The organism is Adlercreutzia faecimuris (genome assembly GCF_022669055.1).
Classification (GTDB): Bacteria; Actinomycetota; Coriobacteriia; order Coriobacteriales; family Eggerthellaceae; genus Enterorhabdus; species Enterorhabdus faecimuris.
The window spans coordinates 65260-86949 of the sequence record NZ_JAJMLW010000004.1; the positions used below are offsets into that span (position 1 = coordinate 65260).

The window sequence follows — 21690 nt, forward strand, 5'->3', positions numbered from 1 at the left end:
AAAGTTATCCAAGGCTTTCATTCTGAGAGAGTTTCCCTTATCATACTTTTTGTTATAGAAAGCTAACACTGATGGGAGTTGCGATGGAAGGCGTGATGAGGATGGCGGGCGCGGGCTTCGGTCTCGCATCGCTCAAGGCGAGGCGCGCGGCCGGCGCCAAGTCCAACCCTGGGGCCCTGCCCGACACGGGTGCCATATCTGGCCATGACGCTGCGGCCGGTCTTGGCGCAACCGCCACCGCGGAGGCCCGCGGGCCGCAGATGCCGCTGACGTTCCTGCGCAGCGGGGACGCGGCGTGCGTCGCGAAGGTGCGCGGACGCGGCGAGGTGCATCACCACCTGGAGAACCTGGGCTTCGTCGAGGGCGCGCCCGTGCGCGTCGTGAGCGAGCAGGGCGGCAACCTCATCGTCGAGGTCAAGGGCGCCCAGGTGGCGCTCGACCGCACGGTGGCGTCCAAGATCATCACCGCCGCGGCCTAGCACCGCTTCGCGCGCCGTCCGTGCGGGCGGATTCCGCCCCGGCTCTCCGTCTCGTCTCGTTTTCCGCGTACGAATGTTTCACGTGAAACATTTTCGGGCGGGTTCGCCTCGCGAAGGCGCGCAGGTTGATCGCGGCGGTGGGGGTCTCATCGGTAGTTGGCTAAGCATTGGGAAGGGAAGGTAGCATGAGCGAGATTGAGGGAGCGCGCACGCTGCGCGACGTGCCCGTGGGGCAGTCGGCGGTCGTCCGGCGCCTGGTCGGTGAGGGCGCGGTGAAGCGCCGCATCATGGACATGGGCATCACGAAGGGCACCGACGTCTACGTACGCAAGGTGGCGCCGCTGGGCGACCCGATCGAGGTGACCGTCCGCGGCTTCGAGCTGTCGCTGCGCAAGGACGAGGCTGCCCAGGTGCTCGTGGCCTAGGGATGTCGCGCGCCTGTACCCCCACGGCTCGTACCCGGCGCGCTGCCTGGCGTCGCGCTCGCGCCTTACGGCACGCCGCGCGTTTGACGGTTCGCAGCCGGCGCGCTGGCTGGCGCATAATCCCTGCTCAACGTATGGTTCTTGCACCTTAGCGTCGGGTATCTTCCGCGTCTTGGGACGCGGTTTTTTCGGAGTAGCAGTTAGTAATGGTTAACACTTCCACGGCGCACCGCCTGAGAAGGACTGAGAGGAAAGGCGGATCATGGGAATCAGCATCGCGCTTGCCGGCAACCCGAACTGTGGCAAGACGACCATGTTCAACGAGCTCACGGGGGCCAGCCAGTACGTCGGCAACTGGCCCGGCGTGACCGTCGAGAAGAAGGAGGGCCGCTACACGCGGGACCGGGACGTGACCATCACGGACCTGCCCGGCGTGTACTCGCTGTCTCCCTACACGCCGGAGGAGATCGTCACGCGTGACTACCTGCTGAGCGGGCAGCCCGACGTGGTGGTCAACCTGGTGGACGCCACCAACCTGGAACGCAACCTGTACCTGACCACGCAGATCCTGGACCTGGGCCTGCCGGTGGTCGTCGCGCTCAACATGATGGATCTGGTGCGCAAGAACGGCGACAAGATCGACGTCGAGGGGCTCTCGCGCCGCCTGGGCTGCCCCGTCGTCGAGACCACCGCCCTCAAGGGCCAGGGCGTGGAGGCGCTCATCGCGAAGGCGATCGAGGCCGCCTCCGCGCCGACCCCGTGCGCGTCGTCCGCCGCGCCCTCGTCCGCCCCGGCCGCCTCCGCGCCGACCCCCGCCGCGTCTCCCACCTGCGCCTCCGCCGCGCCCGCGTCGCCCGCGCTGCGCTTCCCGGGCGCCGTCGAGGACGCGCTCGCCGCTATCGCCGCCATCGTGGGCGACCGCGTCGCGCCGGCCCGGGCGCGCTGGTTCGCCGTCAAGCTGCTCGAGGACGAGCAGCTCACCGTCGACGCGCTCGACCTGTCCGCCGACGACCTCGCCTGCATCGCCGCCATCCGCGAGGCGCTCGAGGACGCCGAGGACGACGACGCCGAGTCCATCGTCACCAACGCGCGCTACGACGCCATCGGCGAGGTGTGCGCCGCCTGCGTCGAGCGCTCGCCCAAGGCGCTGACCACCACGCAGCGGATCGACCGCGTGGTCACCAACCGCGTGCTCGGCCTGCCCCTCTTCATCGCCGTCATGTTCTGCGTGTACTACCTGGCCGTCAGCGTGGCGGGCGGCCTGTTCACCGACTGGGCCAACGACGGCCTGTTCGGCGACGGCTGGCTCTACACCGGCACCGAGCAGTACGAGGCGACCGTCGCCGACTTCGACGCCGCGCTCGAGACCGCCGAGGGCGTGGCCGCCTTCGAGGCGGGCGCGCTCGTCGAGCCCGACCCGGCCGACTTCGGGCTGTACCACGTGGGCATCCCCGTCGTGGTGGGCGGCTGGCTCGATGCCGTCGGCTGCGCCCCGTGGCTCCAGAGCCTCCTCCTCGACGGCATCCTGGCCGGCGTCGGCGCGGTGCTCGGCTTCGTCCCGCAGCTCATCGTCCTGTTCCTGCTCCTGTCCTTCCTCGAGGGCTGCGGCTACATGGCGCGCGTCGCGTTCATCATGGACCGGGTGTTTCGCCGCTTCGGCCTGTCGGGCAAGTCGTTCATCCCCATGCTCATCGCGTCCGGCTGCGGCGTGCCGGCGGTCATGGCCACCAAGACCATCGAGAACGAGAAGGACCGCCGCATGACCATCATGACCACCACGATGATCCCCTGCGGCGCCAAGCTGCCCATCATCGCGCTCGTGTTCGGCGCGCTGGCCGGCGGCGACTACGCGGCCACGTGGTGGGTGGCGCCCCTGTTCTACTTCCTGGGCCTGGCCGCCATCATCATCTCGTGCGTCATGCTGCGCAAGTTCCGCGCCTTCGCGGGCGAGGCGGCGCCGTTCATCATGGAGCTGCCCCAGTACCACATCCCCACCCTCAAGAACGTGGCGATGGCCACGTGGGAGCGCGTGCGCAGCTACATCGTGAAGGCCGGCACCATCATCTTCCTCAGCTCGATGGTCATCTGGTTCCTCATGAACTTCGGCGTGTACGAGGGACGGTTCGGCCTGCTCGACACCAGCACGGACGGCTATCTGGGCCACAGCCTGATGGCCGGTCTGGGCGGCGGGCTGGCGTGGCTGTTCGCGCCGCTGGGCTTCGGCAGCTGGGAGGCGACGGTCACGTCCCTCACCGGCCTGGTGGCCAAGGAGAACGTCGTGGCCACGGTGGGGATCCTCACGAGCCTCGGCGAGGCCGGCGAGGGCGACCCGGGCATGTGGGCCGGCTTCGCGGCCCTGATGGGCGGCAGCTCCGCGGCGATCATGGCCTTCTGCGCCTTCAACCTGCTGTGCGCGCCGTGCTTCGCCGCCATCGGCACCATCCGCCGCCAGATGGCGTCGGCCAAGTGGACGTGGGCGACCATCGGCTACCTGACGGGCTTCGCCTGGTGCGTCGGCCTCATGATCTACCAGCTGGGCGGCCTGGCCCTGGGCGAGGTGGCCCCCAGCGGATGGACGGCGCTGGCGGTCGCGGTGCTGGCGGGGATGCTGTTCCTCGTCTTCCGCCCGGCCCCGGGCGACCGGGCGCGGAAGGCGTCCGCGGCGGCTGCGGCGCAGGGAGCCTAGGATGGCGGAGCTCACCCTCACCCCGGCCACCGTGCTGCTGCTGGCGGCCGTCGCCGCTTGGGCCGTGTGGGCCGTGCGGCGCCTGACGCGCCGGGGGCTCTGCGACTGCCACGACCACGGCGGCGGCCGCGCGGGATGCGCGGGATGCGCGGGCTGCCCCGCGGCGTCGGGCCGCAGCGGCGCGGCGGCGCCGGCGAGCTGCCCGGCGGCCTGCCGGGTCGCGCTGGATTCCGCCGCCCTGACCGGCGGCAACGCCGGCGAGCAGCCCCGGTAACCCTTCCCTGGTGCGGGCTTCAGCTGTGTTACTATAGCCCGTACCAAAGGAAGGGAGGGGTGCGGTGGAGAAGATGTCCATGTCCCACGAGGACTACCTCGAAGCCATGGTCATGTTGGGGGCCTCGCCGGAGAAACCCATCCGATCCGTCGACGTCGCCACCAAGATGGGCGTGTCGAAGGCGTCGGTCAACAAGGCCATGTCGGTGCTGAAGGAGAAGGGGTTCGCGGAGCAGCCGTACTACGGCGACATCACGCTGACGGAGCGGGGCTACGAGTATGGCTCGTCGGTGCTGGATCGCCACAACCTGCTGTTCCAGTTCCTGCACAAGGCCCTCGGCATCCCCGAGGAGCGGGCCGACCACGAGGCGTGCCTCATGGAGCACGCCATCAGCGACGAGTCCTTCGAGAGGTGGTCCGCCTACATCAAGGGGCTCGACTTGTAGCGCCGCCAGCAGGCCGCGAGGACGCTCAGGCGCCCGGCTCCGCACACGCGGGGCCGGGCGCCTTCTGCGTTGGAGGGGGAGGGAAACCTGCCATCGCCCGCCAAAAATCGGCTCGAAAGCTGTCCGCGCGGGCCGCCCCGCGCCTCGAGCGCCGCGCGGTGGGCGGCGGGCGGCCGCGGGGCTGGGGGTGCCGTCGGGCTTGTCTGTTTCGTGACGGCGTTGAGGGGGCGCGGGGGCGTGTGGTATCCTGCTGGCTAGCTTCTCGCATACCCGAAGAACCAACGCACCCCATGCTTGAAGGAGCTCATCGGCAGTGAATCGCCAGACGCATATCGTTTCCTTTGACGACGCGAAGCGCTCGCGTCGTTCTTTTGCGTCCGATAGCGGTTCTGATCTGGTGAAACGTGGGGAATCGGGCCGCGGCGCGCGCACCCGGCAGGGCGCTGGGCGCCGCTCGAGCGACGCGCCGGGCGCCGCAGGCCGCGAGGCCGCCAGCTCGCGCGCGGGCGCGCGCGGCGGGGCGCGACCCAGCCGCGAGACGCCGCGGGCCGCGGCAGGCGCCGGCGCGGCGTCAGGCCGCAGCGTGGCACGGGCGGCACGCGGCGCGTCTGCCGGCGACACCGCCGCCGGCTCCCTCCGTGCCGGCCGCGAGACCTTCCGCTACGACGGCCTGCGCGACGAGGTGCGCGTGCTGGATGGCGGCGCGCCCGCCCGCGGCACCCGCCCGCGCGGCGCGGCGCCGGCATCCGGTGGCGCCGGCCGCAGCGCGGCCCCCTCGCTGATCGCCGGGGGGCGTCGGCAGCGCGGCGCGTCCGCCGGCGCGCGCTCGACCCGCCACGACGCCGGCGAGGCGGCAGCCGAGGACTACCTGGAGCGCACCCGCGCCCGCCGCGGGGCGCGCGACGAGGGCGTCGAGGACGAGCCGCCCGCCAAACGCGGCCTGGCCGGCCGCCTGTCGAAGGCCCGCCGCAACGCGTCCAAGGCCAAGGCCGACCGCGAGTTCACGCGCCGCTACGGCGACGACAAGCCCTCGGCCGCCGAGGCGGGGCCCCGCGCCGCCGTCTACGAGACCCAGATGGGCCGCCAGCACAAGCGCGCCGCGCGCATGCAGGGCGACGGCCCGTCGCGCTCGTCGGCGTCCGGCCCGCGCCCCTCGGACAAGCGCGAGGGGGCGTCGTCCCGCAGCCGCTGGGCCACGCTGGGGGCGGTGGCCGCCTGCCTCGTCCTCACCTGCGTCTTTCTGTACCCGCCCGCCCAGCAGTACTACCAGGAGCTGCGCGAGCGCGACCGCCTGCAGGCCGAGTATGCGGCCATCCAGCAGCGCAACGACGCCATCCAGCGCGAGGTGGACTACCTCTCCGGCGACGCCGGGGTGGAGGACAAGGCGCGCAGCGAGTTCGGCTGGGTGAAGGCGGGCGAGCGCTCGGTGAGCGTCTCGGGCATCGACGTGCAGAAGGAGTCCAACTTCACGGCGAACATCGTGCCCGGCGAGGTGCCCGCGCCCGACACCTGGTACTCGTTCCTCGACCCGCTGTTCGGCGTGGAGTAGCGCCACCGGCCGCGCTTGCGCGGGCTGACGCGGCTGTATGCCGCGCCCGACCGCCGGACAGCCGCGCCGCCGGCAGCCGAGCGCGCCATCGCCCGTCGCCCCGGGGCGCGCGGGCCGCATCGAACCGACATCCCCGACCGAAGGGAGCACGCCATGGGTTACCGACCGGGTCGCTACGCGGCCATCGACATCGGGACGGTCACGTGCCGCATGCTGGTGGCGGACGTGGACGCCTCCGGCGCCATCGCGGAGCTGGACAAGGAGTACGCCATCACCAACCTCGGCGAGGGGGTGGACGCCTCGGGCGTGCTTGCGCCGGCCGCCATGGCCCGGGTGCTCGCGGCGGTCGACCGCTACGTGGCGGTGCGTGATGCCCTGGCCGAGCCCGGCCGCCCGGTGACGACCATCGCCATGGCCACCTCGGCCGCCCGCGACGCGGCCAACGCCGCCGAGTTCGCGGCGCTTCTGGCCGAGTGCGGCGTCACGCTCGCGGTCATCCCCGGCGAGCGCGAGGCGGCGCTGTCGTTCCTCGGCGCGAGCAGCGACTTTCCCGACGAGACGGTGGCCGTGGTGGACATCGGCGGCGGCTCGACCGAGGTGGTGGCCGGCCGCGCGGGCGCCGTGCCCGCGATGGCCCACTCTTTTAATGTAGGGTGCCGGCGCGTGACGGAGCGCTTCTTCCGCGCCGACCCGCCGAGCGCTGATGAGCTGGCGGCGGCCCGCGCCTGGGTGCGCGACGAGATGGGGCCGTTCTTCGCGCGGCTGCGCGCCGATGTGCCCGTCGACCGCCTGATCGCCGTGGCGGGCACGGCCACCACGGTGGTGTCGGTGCGCGAGGCGATGGCCTCCTACGACTCGGCTCGCGTGCACCGCGCGTTCGTGTCGGCCGACGACCTGCGCGCCGTGGCCGCGCGCCTGGAGGCGCTGCCCCTGGCCGAGCGCGAGCGCGTGGTGGGCCTCGACCCCGGTCGCGCGCCGGTGATCGTGGCGGGTATGGTCATCCTGGAGGAGGTACTGGCCCAGAGCGGCCGGCCCGGCTTCACGGTGAGCGAGTCCGACATCCTCCACGGCATGGTGCTGGAGGCCGCCCGGGCGTAGCGCCGCCCGCCTCCGTCGCGCCACGGCACCCGCCCGTGGGGTTCCGCCGCCGTGGCGCGAGCGTAAGGTTTTTCCCGGGGCCGCTGTGCTAACATGGTGCGCTGTGCTGCGGGGGCGTGGCGGAACTGGCATACGCAGCGGACTTAAAATCCGCCGCCGCAAGGCTTAAGGGTTCGAACCCCTTCGCCCCTACCAGGCTTCTTCCCGCGGCACCATGACCGTCCGACCCTAGGCAGAGAGCGCTATGGAAAACATCAACGAGATCATCGCCGGCGTCGAGAACCCGCCCACCACCTTCGAGGAGTACCTCACCTGCTACGCCGACAAGGTGGGCGCGCTCGTCAACGAGTACATCCCGCGCGGCACCCACCCCGACATGGATCGCTACCTCTACGCGCCCCTGTTCGACTACAGCCAGAACGGCGGCAAGCGCCATCGCCCTCTCATCTGCTTCGCGGCCTGCCAGGCCGTCGGCGGCGACATGGCGCGGGCCACCTCGGCGGCCGCGGCCATCGAGCACTTCCACACCGCCGCGCTCATCCACGACGACATCGCCGACGAGGCCGAGCTGCGCCGCGGCGAGCCGTGCCTGCACCTCACCGAGGGGCTGGGCCTGGCCATCAACATGGGCGACCTGGCGCTTTCCCTGGTCAACGGCACGGTGATGAACGACGCCAACCTCGACGACGCCACCAAGGTGCGCGTGGTGACCGAGCTCATCAACATGACGCGCCGCACCATCGAGGGCCAGGCCCTCGACATCGGCTGGGCGCGCGACGGCCGCTACGACATCACCCCCGAGGACTACCTGGTCATGGCCACGCACAAGACCGCCCACTACTCGGGCGCCGTGCCCCTGGCCATCGGTGCCATCATCGGCGGCGGCACCGACGCCCAGGTGGAGGCCCTGCGCAACTACGGGCTCGACACCGGGCTCGCCTTCCAGATCCAGGACGACCTGCTCAACCTGGTGGGCAGCGAGGAGTCCACGAAGAAGGACTTCCGCAACGACCTGACCGAGGGCAAGCGCACGCTGGTGGTGGTGCACGCGCTGCAGAACTCGCCCGACCGCGACCGCCTCATCGAGATCCTCTCCTCGAAGGAGAAGGATCCGGCCGTGCTGGCCGAGGCCGTGGCCATCATGGAGGCCAGCGGCTCGGTCGACTACGCGCGCGCCTACGCCGAGAACCTGACCAGCATCGCGAAGAACCGCCTCATCGACATGGTGGAGCCGTCGCCCTCGCGCGATTTGCTCGTGTCCATGGCCGACTGGTTCGTGAACAGGCTGAAGTAGCATGGATACCATCGAGAAGGGCCACGCCGGCCCCGCCGTCGAGGACGTGCAGCACCGCCTGATGCTCATCGGCCACCTGGCCGAGGATCAGGTCACCGGCACCTATGATGACGCCACGGCCCAGGCCGTGCGCGACTTCTGCCGCAACGTGGGGCTGCCCGAGTCCGACGAGGTGACGCAGAAGGTGTGGGCGGCCCTGGTGGACGCCTCCTATTCCCTGGGCGACCGCACGCTGTACCTGCGTATGCCCTACTTCCACGGCCATGACGTGCTGGAGCTCCAGCAGGCGCTCGGCGCGCTCGGGTTCGCCATCGGGCACGAGGACGCCATCTTCGGCGCCTACACCGAGACGGCCCTGCGCAAGTTCCAGCTGAACCTGGGCCTGCCCTCCGACGGCATCGCCGGCGCCTACACCTACGCGGCCCTGCGCAACCTGCACCACTCCTGGGAGGGGAAGGGCGCCGCCCACGCGCCGCTTCACCTGGGCTTCGCCCGCGCGGCCGACGTGCTGGAGGCCAACGCGCTGTGCCTGTTCGGCACCGACCCCTTCACGCGGTCGGTGGCCTCGCGCATGTCGAACCTGGCGCTGGCGACCAACCCGCTCTCTAAGATAGTGAGCGCCGACTCGCTTTCGGTGGCACCCGACGACAGGATGCTGCTCGTGCACGTGGTGGTGCAGGGCGCGCCGGTGGAGGAGGCGGTGCCCGCCGTCGACTGCACCGACGACGAGGGCCTGTCCCTGCGCCTGAAGAGCGCCATCGCCGCCGCCCGCGCCGCGCGCACGCCGCGCATCACGCTGACGCTCCCCAGCCAGATGTGGGAGGACGCCGGCGCCGATCGCTCGGCGCAGCACTTCGCCATCACGCTGCTCGACGCGCTCTGCACCGCCCTGTCGGAGTAGCGGGCACGCTCGGGCTGCTCGCCCCGCCCCGCGCGCTCGTCCGTCGCGCGCCCCGCGCCCCGCGCCCCCGCCTTCCGCGCCTTTGTTTCACCCTGGTTAACCGCCCGCCGGCAGTGTCCGGCCGCCGTCGGCCCGGTGGTACAATGCTGGGGTTTCGCAGGCTCGTGACGGAAGGGGAGGGCGAATGGCGCGTCCCATGACCATGGCAGAGAAGATCCTCGCGGCGCACGCGGGGCTCGATGAGGTGGAGCCCGGGCAGCTCATCGAGTGCGACCTCGACCTGGTGCTGGCCAACGACGTGACGGCGCCTCTGGCCATCAAGACCGTCCGCGAGGTGTCGGGCCGCGTGTTCGACCCCGAGCGCGTCATCCTGGTTCCCGACCACTACGTGCCCAACAAGGACATCAAGAGCGCCGAGCAGGCCAAGATCGTGCGCGACTTCGCGCGCGAGCAAGGCGTCACCCACTACTACGAGGTGGGCTGCATGGGCGTCGAGCACGCGCTTCTGCCCGAGCAGGGCGTCGTGGGCGCGGGCGACCTCATCATCGGCGCCGACAGCCACACCTGCACCTACGGCGCGCTGGGCGCCTTCGCCACCGGCGTGGGCTCCACCGACGCCGGCGTGGGCATGGCCACGGGCAAGGCGTGGTTCAAGGTGCCCGAGACGGTGAAGGTGGTGGTCGACGGCACGCTGGCGCCGGGCGTCACCGGCAAGGACGTGATCCTGCACCTCATCGGGCTCATCGGCGTGGACGGCGCGCTCTACCAGGCGCTGGAGTTCACCGGCAGCGCCATCGAGGCGCTCCCCATGGACGAGCGCCTGTCCATCTCGAACATGGCCATCGAAGCGGGCGGCAAGGCCGGGCTCATCCCCGTGGACGACGTGACGCGCGCCTATATGGACGGCCGCGTCGAGCGCCCCTACACCGCCTATCAGTCCGACCCGGACGCCGCCTTCGCGCGCGTCGTCGAGATAGACGCCGCCGACATCGTGCCGACGGTCGCCTTCCCGCACCTGCCCTCCAACACCCGCCCGGCCGCCGAGGCGCGCCACGTGCGCATCGACCAGGCGGTCATCGGCAGCTGCACCAACGGCCGGCTCGACGACATGCGCCAGGCCGCGGCGGTGCTGCGCGGGCGCACGGTGCACCCGGATGTGCGCTGCATCGTCATCCCCGCCACCCAGCAGGTCTACCGCCAGTGCATCGAGGAGGGCCTGATGGACGTGTTCCTCGACGCCAACTGCGCCGTGTCGACGCCCACCTGCGGCCCGTGCCTGGGCGGCTACATGGGCATCCTGGCGGCGGGGGAGCGCGCCATCGCCACCACCAACCGCAACTTCGTCGGCCGCATGGGCGATCCGACGAGCGAGGTGTACCTGTCCTCGCCGGCCGTGGCCGCCGCCAGCGCCGTGCTGGGGCACATCGGCCTGCCGGAAGACCTGGAGCCCGTCGCCGCGGCGGCGGACGCGGAATAAGGGGGAAGCCATGGAGTTCAAGGGCACCGTCCACCGCTACGGGCGCGACGTCGACACCGACGTCATCATCCCCGCCCGCTACCTCAACACCTCCGACCCGGCCGAGCTGGCCAGGCACTGCCTGGAGGACCTGGACGCCGGCTTCGTCGGCCGCGTTCGGCCGGGCGACATCATCGTGGCGGAGGAGAACTTCGGCTGCGGCAGCTCGCGCGAGCACGCGCCCATCGCCATCAAGGCGACGGGCGTGGACGTGGTGATCGCCAAGTCCTTCGCGCGCATCTTCTACCGCAACGCCATCAACACGGGGCTCGCCATCATGGAGTGCCCCGAGGCCGTCGACGCCATCGCCGACGGCGACGTGGTGCGCGTCGACGCCGACGCCGGCACCATCACCGACGAGACGACGGGCCAGGCCTTCACCGCCCAGCCGTTCCCCCCGTTCATCCGCGAGATCATCGAGGCCGGCGGCCTGGTTCCCCGCTGGAAGGCCCGCCTGGCGGACTAGCCCCGCCCGCCGCCGCTCGGCGCGCGAGGATTCCCTAGAGAAAGAAGGCATGCCATGAAGACGTACCGCATCTGCCTGCTGCCGGGTGACGGCATCGGGCCCGAGATCATCGCCGAGGGCGTGAAGGTGCTCGACGCCGTGGGCGAGAAGTACGGCGTGGGCTTCACCTACGACGAGGCGCTCATCGGCGGCGTGGCCATCGACGAGATGGGCGAGGCGCTGCCCGCCGCCACGCTCGCGGCCGCCAAGGCCTCCGACGCGGTGCTGCTGGCGGCCGTCGGCGGCCCCAAGTGGGACACCACCGACCCCGCGCGCCCGCGTCCCGAGCAGGGGCTGCTGGGCATCCGCAAGGAGCTCGGCCTGTATGCGAACCTGCGCCCCGTGACCATCTTCGAGGCGCTGGCCGGCGCGTCCACGCTCAAGCCCGAGGTCGTCGACGGGGTCGACCTGGTCATCGTCCGCGAGCTCACCGGCGGCCTGTACTTCGGCGAGCGCGAGCGCTTCTACGACGAGGAGGGCGCGGGCCCGGACGGCGGCAACGGCCAGCGCGCCTACGACACGCTCGAGTACCGCGAGTACGAGATCCGTCGCATCGCGCGCCACGCCTTCGAGATGGCCCGCAAGCGCCGCTCCAAGGTGTGCTCCATCGACAAGGCCAACGTGCTGGAGACGAGCCGCCTGTGGCGCGAGATCGTCCACGAGGTGGCGGCCGACTACCCGGACGTCGAGCTCTCCGACATGCTGGTGGACAACGCCGCCATGCAGCTCATCAAGGCGCCGGCCCAGTTCGACGTCGTGGTGACCGAGAACATGTTCGGCGACATCCTGTCGGACGAGGCGTCGATGCTCTCCGGCTCGCTCGGCATGCTGGCCAGCGCGAGCCTCGGCGACGGCGTGGCGCTCTACGAGCCGAGCCACGGCAGCGCCCCCGACATCGCCGGGCAGGGCATCGCCAACCCGCTCGCGCAGATCCTCTCGGTGGAGATGATGCTGCGCTACAGCTTCGGGATGCGGGAGGCGGCCGACGACGTGCTGGCCGCGGTGACCGCCGTGCTGGACGCGGGCTTCCGCACCGGCGACATCGCCGACGCGTCCACGCCGGAGGACCGCGTGGTGGGCACCGAGATGATGGGCTCGCTCGTGGCCGAGCAGATCCAGCCGACGGAGAAGTTCGCCGAGCTGTGGGGCCGCCACCCCGACGACTGGAAGGACTACCGCGCCAACTAGCGCGCGTCACGCGGGCGCGTGCCCGCCCATCGCCTCGCCAGGGCCCCGCGCAACGCCGCGGGGCCCTTTTGCGTGTGCGGACAACGCGCGCGGACAACGGGGACGCGGACAACGGGGACGTAGGATGTTGGACAACGGGGACGTAGGATGTTGTCCCGCCGCGCCGCCGTCCGCCCGCTCTTTTATTCCGGGGACAACGGGGACGTAGGATGTTGTCCCGCCGTGCTGCCGTCCGCCCGCTCTTTTATTCCGGGAATAGTTGACGCGGCGGGCGATAACGGCTTGAATGGTGGGGAACCAAGAGAGGGCCCGCGGGATGCGGGCGCACACGAGAAGGAGAGAATCCTATGACTGCCATCAAGCTTGCCGTCCCCACCATGGGCACCGCCGGTCTGGACGCCGAGCGCAGCGGCCACTTCGGCCACTGCGACTGCTTCACCATCGTCGACATCTCCGACGGCGAGATCACCCAGGTGTCCGCCCTGGACAACCCGCCCCACGAGGAGGGCGGCTGCCTGCGTCCCGTCAGCCTGCTGCACGATGCCGGCGTCGACGCCATCGTGGCGGCCGGCATGGGCATGCGCCCGATGATGGGCTTCGCCGACGCGGGCATCACCGTGTACTTCGACAACCAGACCCCCAACGTGGGCGACGTGGCCAAGATGGTCGCCGCCGGCCAGGTGCCCACCATGGGCCCCGAGAACGCCTGCCATCACTAGACGCGGGCAATCCGAGAGCAGAGAGGGGCCGCCTTCGGGCGGTCCCTCTTGTATTTTGCGTAATACTATGCTTCTCATAAGATAATTATAATGATAGAATTCTATCATTATAATTATCTTTAAGGAGAGCATCATGACGCAGATAATCCCGTCGACCGATCTCCGCAACCGGTTCGCCGAGGTGGAGCAGCTGGCCAAGGACACGCGCGAGCCCATCTACCTCACCAAGAACGGGCGGGGGAGCTTGGTGCTCATGGACATCGACGCCTTCGACGCCTACGTGGAGGAGCGGGCCTACCGGTGCTACCTGGACGCGGCGCTCGAGGAGGCGGCCCGCAACAAGGCAGCGGGCCAGTCGCGCTACCAGACCATGGAGCTGGCCTTCGAGGAGCTGCTCTCCGAGCCGCCGGCCGCTCTCTCGCGCCGGTCCAGGCCCCTCGATGAGACCGCGTGAGGTTCTGCTGCTGGACGACGCGATAGCCGACTTGCGGGATATCCGGCAGCATATCTACGAGGTGTCCCGGTCGCGGACGGTGGCGGACAAGTACCTGAAGCGGCTGCGCTACGGACTGCGCCACCTCGACTACACGGCCGAGGCCTGCCCGCGCTACCGCAGGGAGGACGGCGGGGAGACGCCCTACCGCTTCACGCCCCTCGGCCACTACATCGCGTTCTTCATCGTGGAGGACGACGTGGTGAAGGTCGACCGCATCCTGCATTCCCGGCGTGACTTCGGGCGTGCTCTGGGCGGGAGCGGGTTGGGGTACAATTGAGGTGAGAAACGGGTGGCGCCCTGGGGCGCCTGGCTATTTGGAGCGCTATCGTGACGACTGGAGGCGGGGCCGCGGAGCCCCGCGTTTTCACCATAGGCGGCCTGGCGGGGATGATCGGATCCTCGCGGCGCGTGCTGGAGGGGGCGCTGGCCCCCTTCCCCGGTGCGGCAGGGGATCCGGAGGGGCTGTTCGCCGAGCCGCTGGCCGAGGGTGGGGTGCTGCCGGGGCCCGGCAACGTGGTGGTGCGCCTGCCGGAGGTGCCCGTGTGTCCGCTGGGGCGGCCCATCGAGCCGGGAGCCGCCGTCGGCTGGGTGTGCGGCGCGCTGCCGGCGCCGTTCAGGGACGACCGCTACATCGTGGAGTTCACCGGGCGCAACGAGGTGCGCGTCCTGGCCTACCTCGACCGCTTCGGCCGGGTGTTCACCGCTGACGAGCCGAGCGAGGTGCCGCCCGCCCGCGTGCCCGACCTGGCCTTCGTGCGGGATGAGGAGGCGTCAGCGGGCGGGGATGAGGCCGGCTGGGTGGTCGTCAGCGCGGGCGGCGAGGAGCGCCGGGTGGCGCGCTACCGCGTGCGGAACGGCCGCTACGACCTCTTCGACAGCTGGTACGGCTTCGGCGCGGCGGGCGAGGGGCTGGCGTATCCCGACGCGCTGGCCCGCGCCTACCTGGCCTGCGTCCACCGGCCGTCGATCACGGGCACCCCCGTCCCCTCGAGCGGCCTGGGCTGCATCTTCGAGCTGCTGGGATCGTCCAACCCCGTGCGGGCGCTGCGGGCCGTGTGCCTGCTGGTCGAGCGCGCCCGCCGCGACCCGGCCCTGCGCCCGCCCGCGCTGGCGTCGCTTCTGGTGGCGTGGCTGGATGAGGCGGGCTTCACCGACCGGGTCAGCCGCGGTTGGCTCATCGGCGCCGACGCGGAGGGTCCGCTGCGACTCATCCGCACGCGCCGCTACGCCGACACGTTCTACCTGGCCGTGAGCGACGAGGACGCGGGGGTGCCCGAGCAGACGGTGTGGGCGGTGGAGTCGGCGCTCAACCGGTTCCTGCTGCTGGCCGACGCCCTGGGCGAGCGCGCCGCCGTGGCCGACGAGGCCGAGTGCGCCCGCTGGGACGAGGGGCTGCGTCGCGCCCTCGTGGATCAGGCGGCCGACGCAGCGTGCCCCGCGGACGCGGAGGCGCCCGAGCCGGCGGGGGAGTGGGCGGCCCGCGTGGCCGTCGCCGAGGCGATGGAGCACCTGCGGGTGCCCGTGCGCTTCCAGGCGGCGTTCGACCTGGACGTGGCCGAGCCCGGCGCGGCCGCCTTCCTGCTGACGGCGCCCGGCGCCGCGCTCATGCCGGCGCGCCGCTATGATGCGGAATCCGGGTGCTGGGCCGAGCAGCCGCCGGCGGCGCGTGAGGCCGAGGCCCGCGCCTACGCGGCGCGCCTGGGCATCGCGCTGGCGGCATCGGCCTTCGCGGCCAGCCGTGCTATCGACGAGGTGATGGTGACGGCGGTGCCGCTGCTGGGCGACGCGGACACGGCCGCGGCCGCCGCGGGCGACGCGGGCGAGGGAGCCGCGGACGGGGAGGGGAGGCTCTCCTGGTCGGAGGCCGCTGCGCTCGCCCTGGCGGCGGACGACGCGCTGGCGGCCGCGGCGGACGCGCCCGGGCCGGCGGCAGATGGCCCCTTCTTCTACCAGGTCGTCTTCGACCGCGCCCGTTTCACGGGCGGCGCCTACCGCGATGCCGCCGCGAGCGACCCGCTGGGCTTCCTCGCGTCCTTCGGCGCCGTGACAGACGCGGGGCTCGCCGCCGCGAGCCCGGCCGCGGCTGTTTCCGACGCTGCCGCGTCTGGTGTCGCCGCGGACGCGGGCGTTCCGGTCGCCGCCGTCCCGGACGCGGGCGTTTCGGGCGTCCCGGTCGCAGGCGTCCCCGCCGCCCCGGCCCCGGCCCTGCGCGACCCCTTCGCCCTGCTGCTCGATCGCCCCTCCCGCGCGGTGCGCGAGGCCGCGCCTGAGAGTGCCGATGCGCCGCTCACGGCCGACCAGCAGCGGGCCCTGGGCGCGCGCTCGGCCCGCGACCTGCGCGTCACCTACGACGGCGTGCTGCGGAGCACGGCCGACGAGCTGGTCGGCGCCGTGGCGGGGGCGGCCTCGGTGCAGGAGGCCATCCACCGGGTGATGGCGGCCCAGGACGCGACGGGCGACCCGCTGGTCTACCAGGGCTGCACGCGGCTGATGACGGCGCTCACTCAGGGCAGCGTTGCCCTGCACGACCGCACGGGCCTGCGCGCCGCCCTCGTCGGCGACGACCCCCTGGCCGAGGCCGTCGCCCGCGCTCGGGGCGCCCTGCCCGCCGACCCCCGCAAGGCGGCGGACATCCTGGCCGAGGCGCTGGCCGAGGCGGAGTCGGGCGCGCGCTTCGCCGACACGGCCGAGGCGGTCCACCGCTTCTTCGACGGCTACGCGTCGCGCCTGGCCTACAACCTGGCCGGCCCCGACGACGGCCGCGAGGTGGAGCTCGTGCCGCCCTCGCTCGTGCTGTGCTACCTGGACGCCATCAACCTGCTCGACGAGTCCTTCGCGCAGTCGGAGGCGGCGGTGGCCTATGGGCGCCGCTGCATCGAGCTGGCGCCCACCTTCTCGCTGGCGTACCGCCGCTGCGCGCGGGCCTACATGCTGGTGGGCGACCTGGAGAGCGCCGCCGACCTGCTCGTGCGCTGCCTGGCCTTCACCACCTCCTCCGACGAGATCGCCATGGCCTACTATCAGCTGGCCTACGTGGAGTGGAAGGCGGGCCGCGCGCGGGAGGGGCTGGCGTGCTACTGCAAGTCGATCATGGCGTCGCCGGTGTACGCGCCCCAGGCGTCGGTCGAGCTGCACGAGCTCATGCGCGAGGAGGGGCTCGACCTGCCGCCGCGCGACCAGGTGGACGACGTGCTGGACGCCGCCGGCATCCCCGTGGCGCCGGTGGGCGACCGCCTGGTGGAGCTGGAGGCTGCCTTGCGCGCGGCCGTCGACGCCAACCTGTTCGCCGTGGGCCGCTCGCTTCTGGCCGCCTACCTGCAGCATCGTCCCGACGACGCGCTGGCCGGCGTCCTGCGCTCGCTCGGCGGCCATGCGGCCAGCTAGCCCCCGCGGCCCGGCCCCCGCCTTCGCCTTGCGCTACAATAACTCGCGGTCAATCGCCGGCTGAGCGCCGCAACCGCCTACAGGAAAGAAGGAACCATGGCCATCCAAGCACCCGAGGGAACCCGCGACCTGCTGCCCGACGAGGCGCTGTTCTGGACGCGCTTCAAGGACACGGCCGCCGAGGTGTTCGGCCGCTACGGCTACGTGCTGGTGGAGACGCCCGTCATCGAGCAGACCGAGCTGTTCGTGCGCGGCATCGGCGAGGCCACCGACGTGGTGTCCAAGGAGATGTTCACCGCCGTGTCGGGCGAGAACCTCAAGCGGCTGCTGGATGGCGGAGCCATCAAGGCCAAGAGCCGCCTGTCGCTGCGCCCCGAGGGCACGGCCGGCGTCGTGCGCGCCGTGGTGCAGCACGACCTGGTGCCCCAGGGGGCCGCGCCCGCCAAGCTCATGTACGCGGGCCCGATGTTCCGCGCCGAGCGCCCGCAGAAGGGCCGCCAGCGCCAGTTCAACCAGGTGGGCGTGGAATGCCTGGGCGCCGAGGCGCCCTCCATCGACGCCGAGGCCATCATCATGCTCATGCGCTTCTTCGAGAAGGTGGGCATCCCCGCGTCCTCGATGGAGCTGCTGGTCAACTCCATGGGCTGCGAGAAGTGCCGCCCCGCCTATCGCGACCTGGTGCGCGCCTACATGGACGAGCACGCCGACGAGCTCTGCGAGACGTGCATGACGCGCGCCGCGGTGAACCCCCTGCGCGCCTTCGACTGCAAGAACGAGCAGTGCGCCGCCGTCATGGCGGGCGCCCCGAAGATCACCGACCATCTGTGCGACGACTGCCGCGAGCACTACGCGGCCGTGCGCGAGTTGCTCGACGGCGCCGGCGTTCCCTACGTCGAGGAGCCCAAACTGGTGCGCGGGCTCGACTACTACACGCGCACCGTCTTCGAGGTGCAGGTGGTCGACGGCCTGGGCAGCCAGAACGCCATCGGCGGCGGCGGGCGCTACGACAAGCTGGCCGAGGAGGTGGGCGGCCGGCCCACGCCGGGCCTCGGCTTCGCTCTGGGCTACGAGCGCTGCCTGATGGCGCTCGAGGCCGCCGGCGTCGAGCTGCCGCGCGCCCAGCGCTGCGACCTGTTCGTGGCCTGCGTGGACGACAGCGTGCGCGCCTCGGCGTTCGGGCTCGTGCAGGCCTGCCGCGACGCGGGCATCGTCTGCGAGATGGACCACCAGGGCCGCAGCCTCAAGAGCCAGTTCAAGCTGGCCGACAAGCTGGGCGCCGCCCGCGTGGCCGTCCTGGGCCCCGACGAGCTGGCCGAGGGCGCCTGCACCCTGCGCGACATGGCCGCCCACGAGGAGGCCCGCGTCAAGCTGGCCGACGTCCCCGAGGAGATGCACCGGGTGTTCCTGTAGCCGCCCCGGCCGCGCCGCCCCGTGCCTGTCCCAGCCGCGCCGCGCGTCCCACGTCCCGCGTCCCGCCGCGCTCCGGCTGCCGCGTCTCCCGGCGTCCGCCGCCCGTCGCGCCCCATCGGCGGGAGGGGGGCCGCCCGGTGGACAAAAAACGGCGATCTCGCAGGTCTTCGCGAGGTGACGGCGCGGCGTCGGGAAATACGCCGTGCGTAACCCCAGGTCATGATTATCCTCTTTTGCGATAATCGCGAGCGGCGCCTTCTCGGTCCTCGTTTTTCCTGCGAGATCGCCGTTTTTTGTCCACCCAAATGCGAGATCGCGGATTTTTGTCCATCGGGCATGGCGTATGGTGGGGGCAGGCAAGGTGACGGCCCCGTGCGAGAGGGAGGCGGCAATGGATGGCAGGGAGGAAGCCCGACGCTTGGGAGCGGACGCGGGCGACGAGGCGGGCGCGCTGCCCCCGGAGGCGGCGACGCTGCGGCGGTGGATCGGCGAGTGCCGGCCGGGCGGCATGGTGTTCTTCGGCGGCGCGGGCGTGTCGACCGAGAGCGGCATCCCCGACTTCCGCAGCGCGGGCGGCCTGTATTCCCAGCGCTACCCCCATCCGCCGGAGAAGATGGTCTCGCGCAGCTTCTTCGACGCGCACCCGCGCGAGTTCTACGAGTTCTACTTCGACCGCATGATCGCGCCGGACGCCCGGCCCAACCAGGCGCACCGCAAGCTCGCCGAGCTCGAGCGCGCGGGCACGTGCGCGGCGGTCATCACGCAGAATATCGACGGGCTCCACCAGGCGGCCGGCAGCCGGCGCGTGCTGGAGCTCCATGGCAGCGTGCACCGCAATCGCTGCACGGGCTGCGGCGCCGCCTTCGACCTGGCCCTGATGCAGGCGCTCCACGAGGAGGCCCCCGACGGCGTGCCGCGCTGCCCGCGATGCGGCGCCGTGGTGAAGCCGGACGTGGTGCTCTACGAGGAGCCGCTCGACGGGCGCATCCTGGAGGAGGCGGTGCGCGCCATCGCCGCGGCCGATCTGCTGGTGGTGGCGGGCACGTCGCTGGTGGTGTACCCGGCCGCGGGGCTGCTGCAGTACTTCAGCGGCGACCACCTGGCCATCGTGAACCTGGCGCCCACCGACGCCGACCGCCACGCCGACCTCTGCGTCCCCGCCAAGGTGGGCGAGGTGCTCGCCTTCTAGGCGGCGTCCCGCGCGCCTGGGCTCGTGCGCGCCTAGGCCGGCCGCATCCCGCGCCTCCGAGGTCGCGCCTCGTGCCCCGTGCGCCTGCGCTCGCCCCGCCCTTTGCGCCCTGCGCGCCTGGGCCGGCGCCATCCCGCGCGCCTGCCCATCGCTAGCTGCGTGGAGGTTTGCCCCATTCGGGCGCGCGTCCTGCCGCTCGCGCGCGGGCGCGGTACAATAACGCAGTTTGCGCGATCAGGCCGCTTGGGCTGTCGCGCCCCCAGGGGCGGCGGCTCGCGCGGCAGGCAGGATACCCGGTTCCAAGGAGAGACGCCGTCATGAACGACCTGAAGAACGAATACTGCATGCACACCGCCACCTGCGGGGAGCTGCGAAAGGACAACGTCGGCAGCGAGGTGGTGCTGACCGGCTGGGCGTGGCACAACCGCGACCACGGCGGCCTCATCTTCGTCGACCTGCGCGACCGCGACGGCTACACCCAGGTGGTCGTCGACCCCGACTGCGTGAGCGCGGACGACTTCGCCAAGGCCGAGCACCTGGGCCGCGAGTACGTGCTCAAGGTCACGGGCAAGGTGCGCGAGCGCGGCGCCGACGCCGTCAACCCCAACATGGCCACGGGCGACATCGAGGTGCTGGCCAGCGCCGTCGAGGTGCTCAACGAGTCCGTCACGCCGCCGTTCGCCATCGAGGACGGCATCGAGACCGACGAGACCACCCGCATGAAGTGGCGCTACCTCGACATCCGCCGCCCGGAGATGCTGGCGGCCCTCACCCTGCGCCACCGCGTGGCCCAGGCCATGCGCCAGGCCCTCAACGAGCGCGGCTTCCTGGAGATCGAGACCCCCATCCTCGCCAACTCCACGCCCGAGGGCGCGCGTGACTACATCGTGCCGAGCCGCCCGAACCCGGGCAAGTTCTACGCCCTGCCGCAGAGTCCGCAGCAGTTCAAGCAGATGCTCATGATGGCCGGCGTCGAGCGCTACTACCAGATCGCCCGCTGCTTCCGCGACGAGGACCTGCGCGCCGACCGCCAGCCCGAGTTCACGCAGGTGGACATCGAGATGTCGTTTGTCGAGGGCGACGACGTCATGAACATGATGGAGGGCGTCATGGCCGAGACCCTCGACGCCATCGGCGTGCCCCACGCCTTCCCGCTGCAGCGTATGCCCTACGCCGAGGCCATGGATAAGTACGGCTGCGACCGCCCCGACGTGCGCTTCGGGATGCTGCTGCACGACATCACCGACATCGTGAAGGAGTCGGGCTTCAAGGTGTTCGCCAGCGTCGCCCAGTCCGGCGGCGTCGTGAAGGCCATCAACGCCAAGGGCGCCGGCGACTGGAGCCGCGGCGACGTGGAGAAGCTGGCCTCCATCGCCGAGGCCAACGGCGCCAAGGGCATGGCCTGGGTGGCGTTCACCACCGACGGCCAGGAGAAGAGCCCCATCAAGAAGTTCTTCAGCGATGAGGAGTGGGCCGCCCTCAAGGCCGAGATGGACGTGGAGCCCGGCGACCTGCTGCTGTTCGCGGCCGACAAGCCCGAGGTGGCCAACGCGGTGCTCTCCGCCCTGCGCCTGCACATGGCCGAGGCGCTCGACGTCCCGCGCGAGGGCCACGCGCTTCTGTGGGTGGTCGACTTCCCCATGTTCAAGTACGACGAGGAAGAGAAGAAGTACTCCGCCGAGCACCATCCCTTCACCCACATCCTGGAGGAGGACCTCGACAAGATCGAGGACGCCCCGCTGGAGTGCGGCTCGTACAGCTATGACCTGGTCATGGACGGCTTCGAGGTGGGCGGCGGCACCATCCGCATCCACCAGGCGGATGAGCAGCGCCGCGTGCTGCGCCGCCTGGGCCTCACCGACGAGGAGATCGACGAGAAGTTCGGCCACCTCATCCACGCGCTCGAGCTGGGCGCCCCGCCGCACGGCGGCATCGCCCTGGGCCTCGACCGCCTGGTGATGCTCCTGGCCGGCAAGGACTCCATCCGCGACGTCATCGCCTTCCCCAAGACCTCGAGCGCGAGCGACCCCATGACCGGCGCCCCCAACGCCGTCACCGGCCGCCAGCTCAAGGAGGTCAACCTGCGCCTGCTGTAGGCGCCCGCGACAGCAGCCGAGAGGGCCCCGCCGGCA

The 21690-nt window shown here is 71.5% G+C and carries 19 protein-coding genes and 1 tRNA gene; all 20 read left to right on the forward strand.

Features of this window, described 5'->3' with window-relative positions:
* The first annotated feature begins 95 nt into the window (after positions 1–95).
* The 20 genes from LPT13_RS10510 to aspS all read left to right on the forward strand — a co-directional run bounded on the left by LPT13_RS10510 (position 96) and on the right by aspS (position 21654).
* The gene (locus LPT13_RS10510; protein WP_242166306.1) at positions 96–479 is read left to right on the forward strand and encodes a FeoA family protein; all 384 of its coding nucleotides are present in this window, start codon (positions 96–98) and stop codon (positions 477–479) included.
* 185 nt (positions 480–664) lie between these two features.
* Positions 665–904, forward strand: coding sequence for a FeoA family protein (locus tag LPT13_RS10515; protein WP_242166308.1), 240 nt, complete (start codon positions 665–667; stop codon positions 902–904).
* Positions 905–1166: 262 nt separating this feature from the next.
* Positions 1167–3590 (forward strand): ferrous iron transporter B, encoded by a 2424-nt coding sequence (gene feoB, locus LPT13_RS10520; RefSeq protein ID WP_242166309.1) that lies wholly within the window; start codon positions 1167–1169, stop codon positions 3588–3590.
* A gap of 1 nt (position 3591) precedes the next feature.
* Positions 3592–3864, forward strand: coding sequence for a hypothetical protein (locus LPT13_RS10525; RefSeq protein WP_242166310.1), 273 nt, complete (start codon positions 3592–3594; stop codon positions 3862–3864).
* Between the two features lie 64 nt (positions 3865–3928).
* Entirely contained in the window at positions 3929–4309 is a 381-nt protein-coding gene (locus LPT13_RS10530) for a metal-dependent transcriptional regulator (protein WP_242166311.1), read from the forward strand.
* A gap of 583 nt (positions 4310–4892) precedes the next feature.
* Positions 4893–5858, forward strand: a complete 966-nt coding sequence (locus LPT13_RS11870) for an FtsB family cell division protein (protein WP_242166312.1) — start codon at positions 4893–4895, stop codon at positions 5856–5858.
* A gap of 153 nt (positions 5859–6011) precedes the next feature.
* Positions 6012–6956 (forward strand): Ppx/GppA phosphatase family protein, encoded by a 945-nt coding sequence (locus LPT13_RS10540; protein ID WP_242166313.1) that lies wholly within the window; start codon positions 6012–6014, stop codon positions 6954–6956.
* A gap of 110 nt (positions 6957–7066) precedes the next feature.
* A tRNA-Leu gene (locus tag LPT13_RS10545) sits at positions 7067–7151 on the forward strand.
* Between the two features lie 49 nt (positions 7152–7200).
* Positions 7201–8250: a polyprenyl synthetase family protein gene (locus LPT13_RS10550; protein ID WP_242166314.1), complete on the forward strand. Its 1050-nt coding sequence runs from the start codon at positions 7201–7203 to the stop codon at positions 8248–8250.
* A 1-nt stretch (position 8251) separates the two neighbouring features.
* The gene (locus LPT13_RS10555; RefSeq protein ID WP_242166315.1) at positions 8252–9151 is read left to right on the forward strand and encodes a peptidoglycan-binding domain-containing protein; all 900 of its coding nucleotides are present in this window, start codon (positions 8252–8254) and stop codon (positions 9149–9151) included.
* A gap of 184 nt (positions 9152–9335) precedes the next feature.
* Positions 9336–10628, forward strand: coding sequence for a 3-isopropylmalate dehydratase large subunit (leuC, locus tag LPT13_RS10560; protein ID WP_242166316.1), 1293 nt, complete (start codon positions 9336–9338; stop codon positions 10626–10628).
* A gap of 10 nt (positions 10629–10638) precedes the next feature.
* Entirely contained in the window at positions 10639–11133 is a 495-nt protein-coding gene (locus LPT13_RS10565) for a 3-isopropylmalate dehydratase small subunit (RefSeq protein ID WP_242166317.1), read from the forward strand.
* A 54-nt stretch (positions 11134–11187) separates the two neighbouring features.
* The gene (leuB, locus tag LPT13_RS10570; RefSeq protein ID WP_242166319.1) at positions 11188–12360 is read left to right on the forward strand and encodes a 3-isopropylmalate dehydrogenase; all 1173 of its coding nucleotides are present in this window, start codon (positions 11188–11190) and stop codon (positions 12358–12360) included.
* 347 nt (positions 12361–12707) lie between these two features.
* A complete protein-coding gene (locus LPT13_RS10575; RefSeq protein WP_242166320.1) occupies positions 12708–13079 on the forward strand; it encodes a NifB/NifX family molybdenum-iron cluster-binding protein in 372 nt (123 codons plus the stop codon).
* A gap of 133 nt (positions 13080–13212) precedes the next feature.
* Positions 13213–13533, forward strand: a complete 321-nt coding sequence (locus LPT13_RS10580) for a type II toxin-antitoxin system Phd/YefM family antitoxin (protein WP_242166321.1) — start codon at positions 13213–13215, stop codon at positions 13531–13533.
* Positions 13520–13852 carry a type II toxin-antitoxin system RelE/ParE family toxin gene (locus LPT13_RS10585; protein WP_242166322.1) on the forward strand — a complete coding sequence of 111 codons (333 nt, stop codon included), beginning with the start codon at positions 13520–13522 and terminating at the stop codon, positions 13850–13852. The genes LPT13_RS10580 and LPT13_RS10585 overlap by 14 nt, the downstream gene beginning before the upstream one ends.
* A 50-nt stretch (positions 13853–13902) precedes the next feature.
* Positions 13903–16959, forward strand: coding sequence for a hypothetical protein (locus LPT13_RS10590; RefSeq protein ID WP_242166323.1), 3057 nt, complete (start codon positions 13903–13905; stop codon positions 16957–16959).
* A 96-nt stretch (positions 16960–17055) separates the two neighbouring features.
* Positions 17056–18369, forward strand: a complete 1314-nt coding sequence (gene hisS, locus LPT13_RS10595) for a histidine--tRNA ligase (protein ID WP_242166324.1) — start codon at positions 17056–17058, stop codon at positions 18367–18369.
* 418 nt (positions 18370–18787) lie between these two features.
* Entirely contained in the window at positions 18788–19558 is a 771-nt protein-coding gene (locus LPT13_RS10600) for an NAD-dependent protein deacylase (RefSeq protein WP_430622580.1), read from the forward strand.
* Positions 19559–19875: 317 nt separating this feature from the next.
* On the forward strand, positions 19876–21654 hold the full coding sequence (gene aspS / locus LPT13_RS10605) for an aspartate--tRNA ligase (RefSeq protein WP_242166325.1): 1779 nt from the start codon (positions 19876–19878) through the stop codon (positions 21652–21654).
* Positions 21655–21690 lie beyond the last annotated feature (36 nt).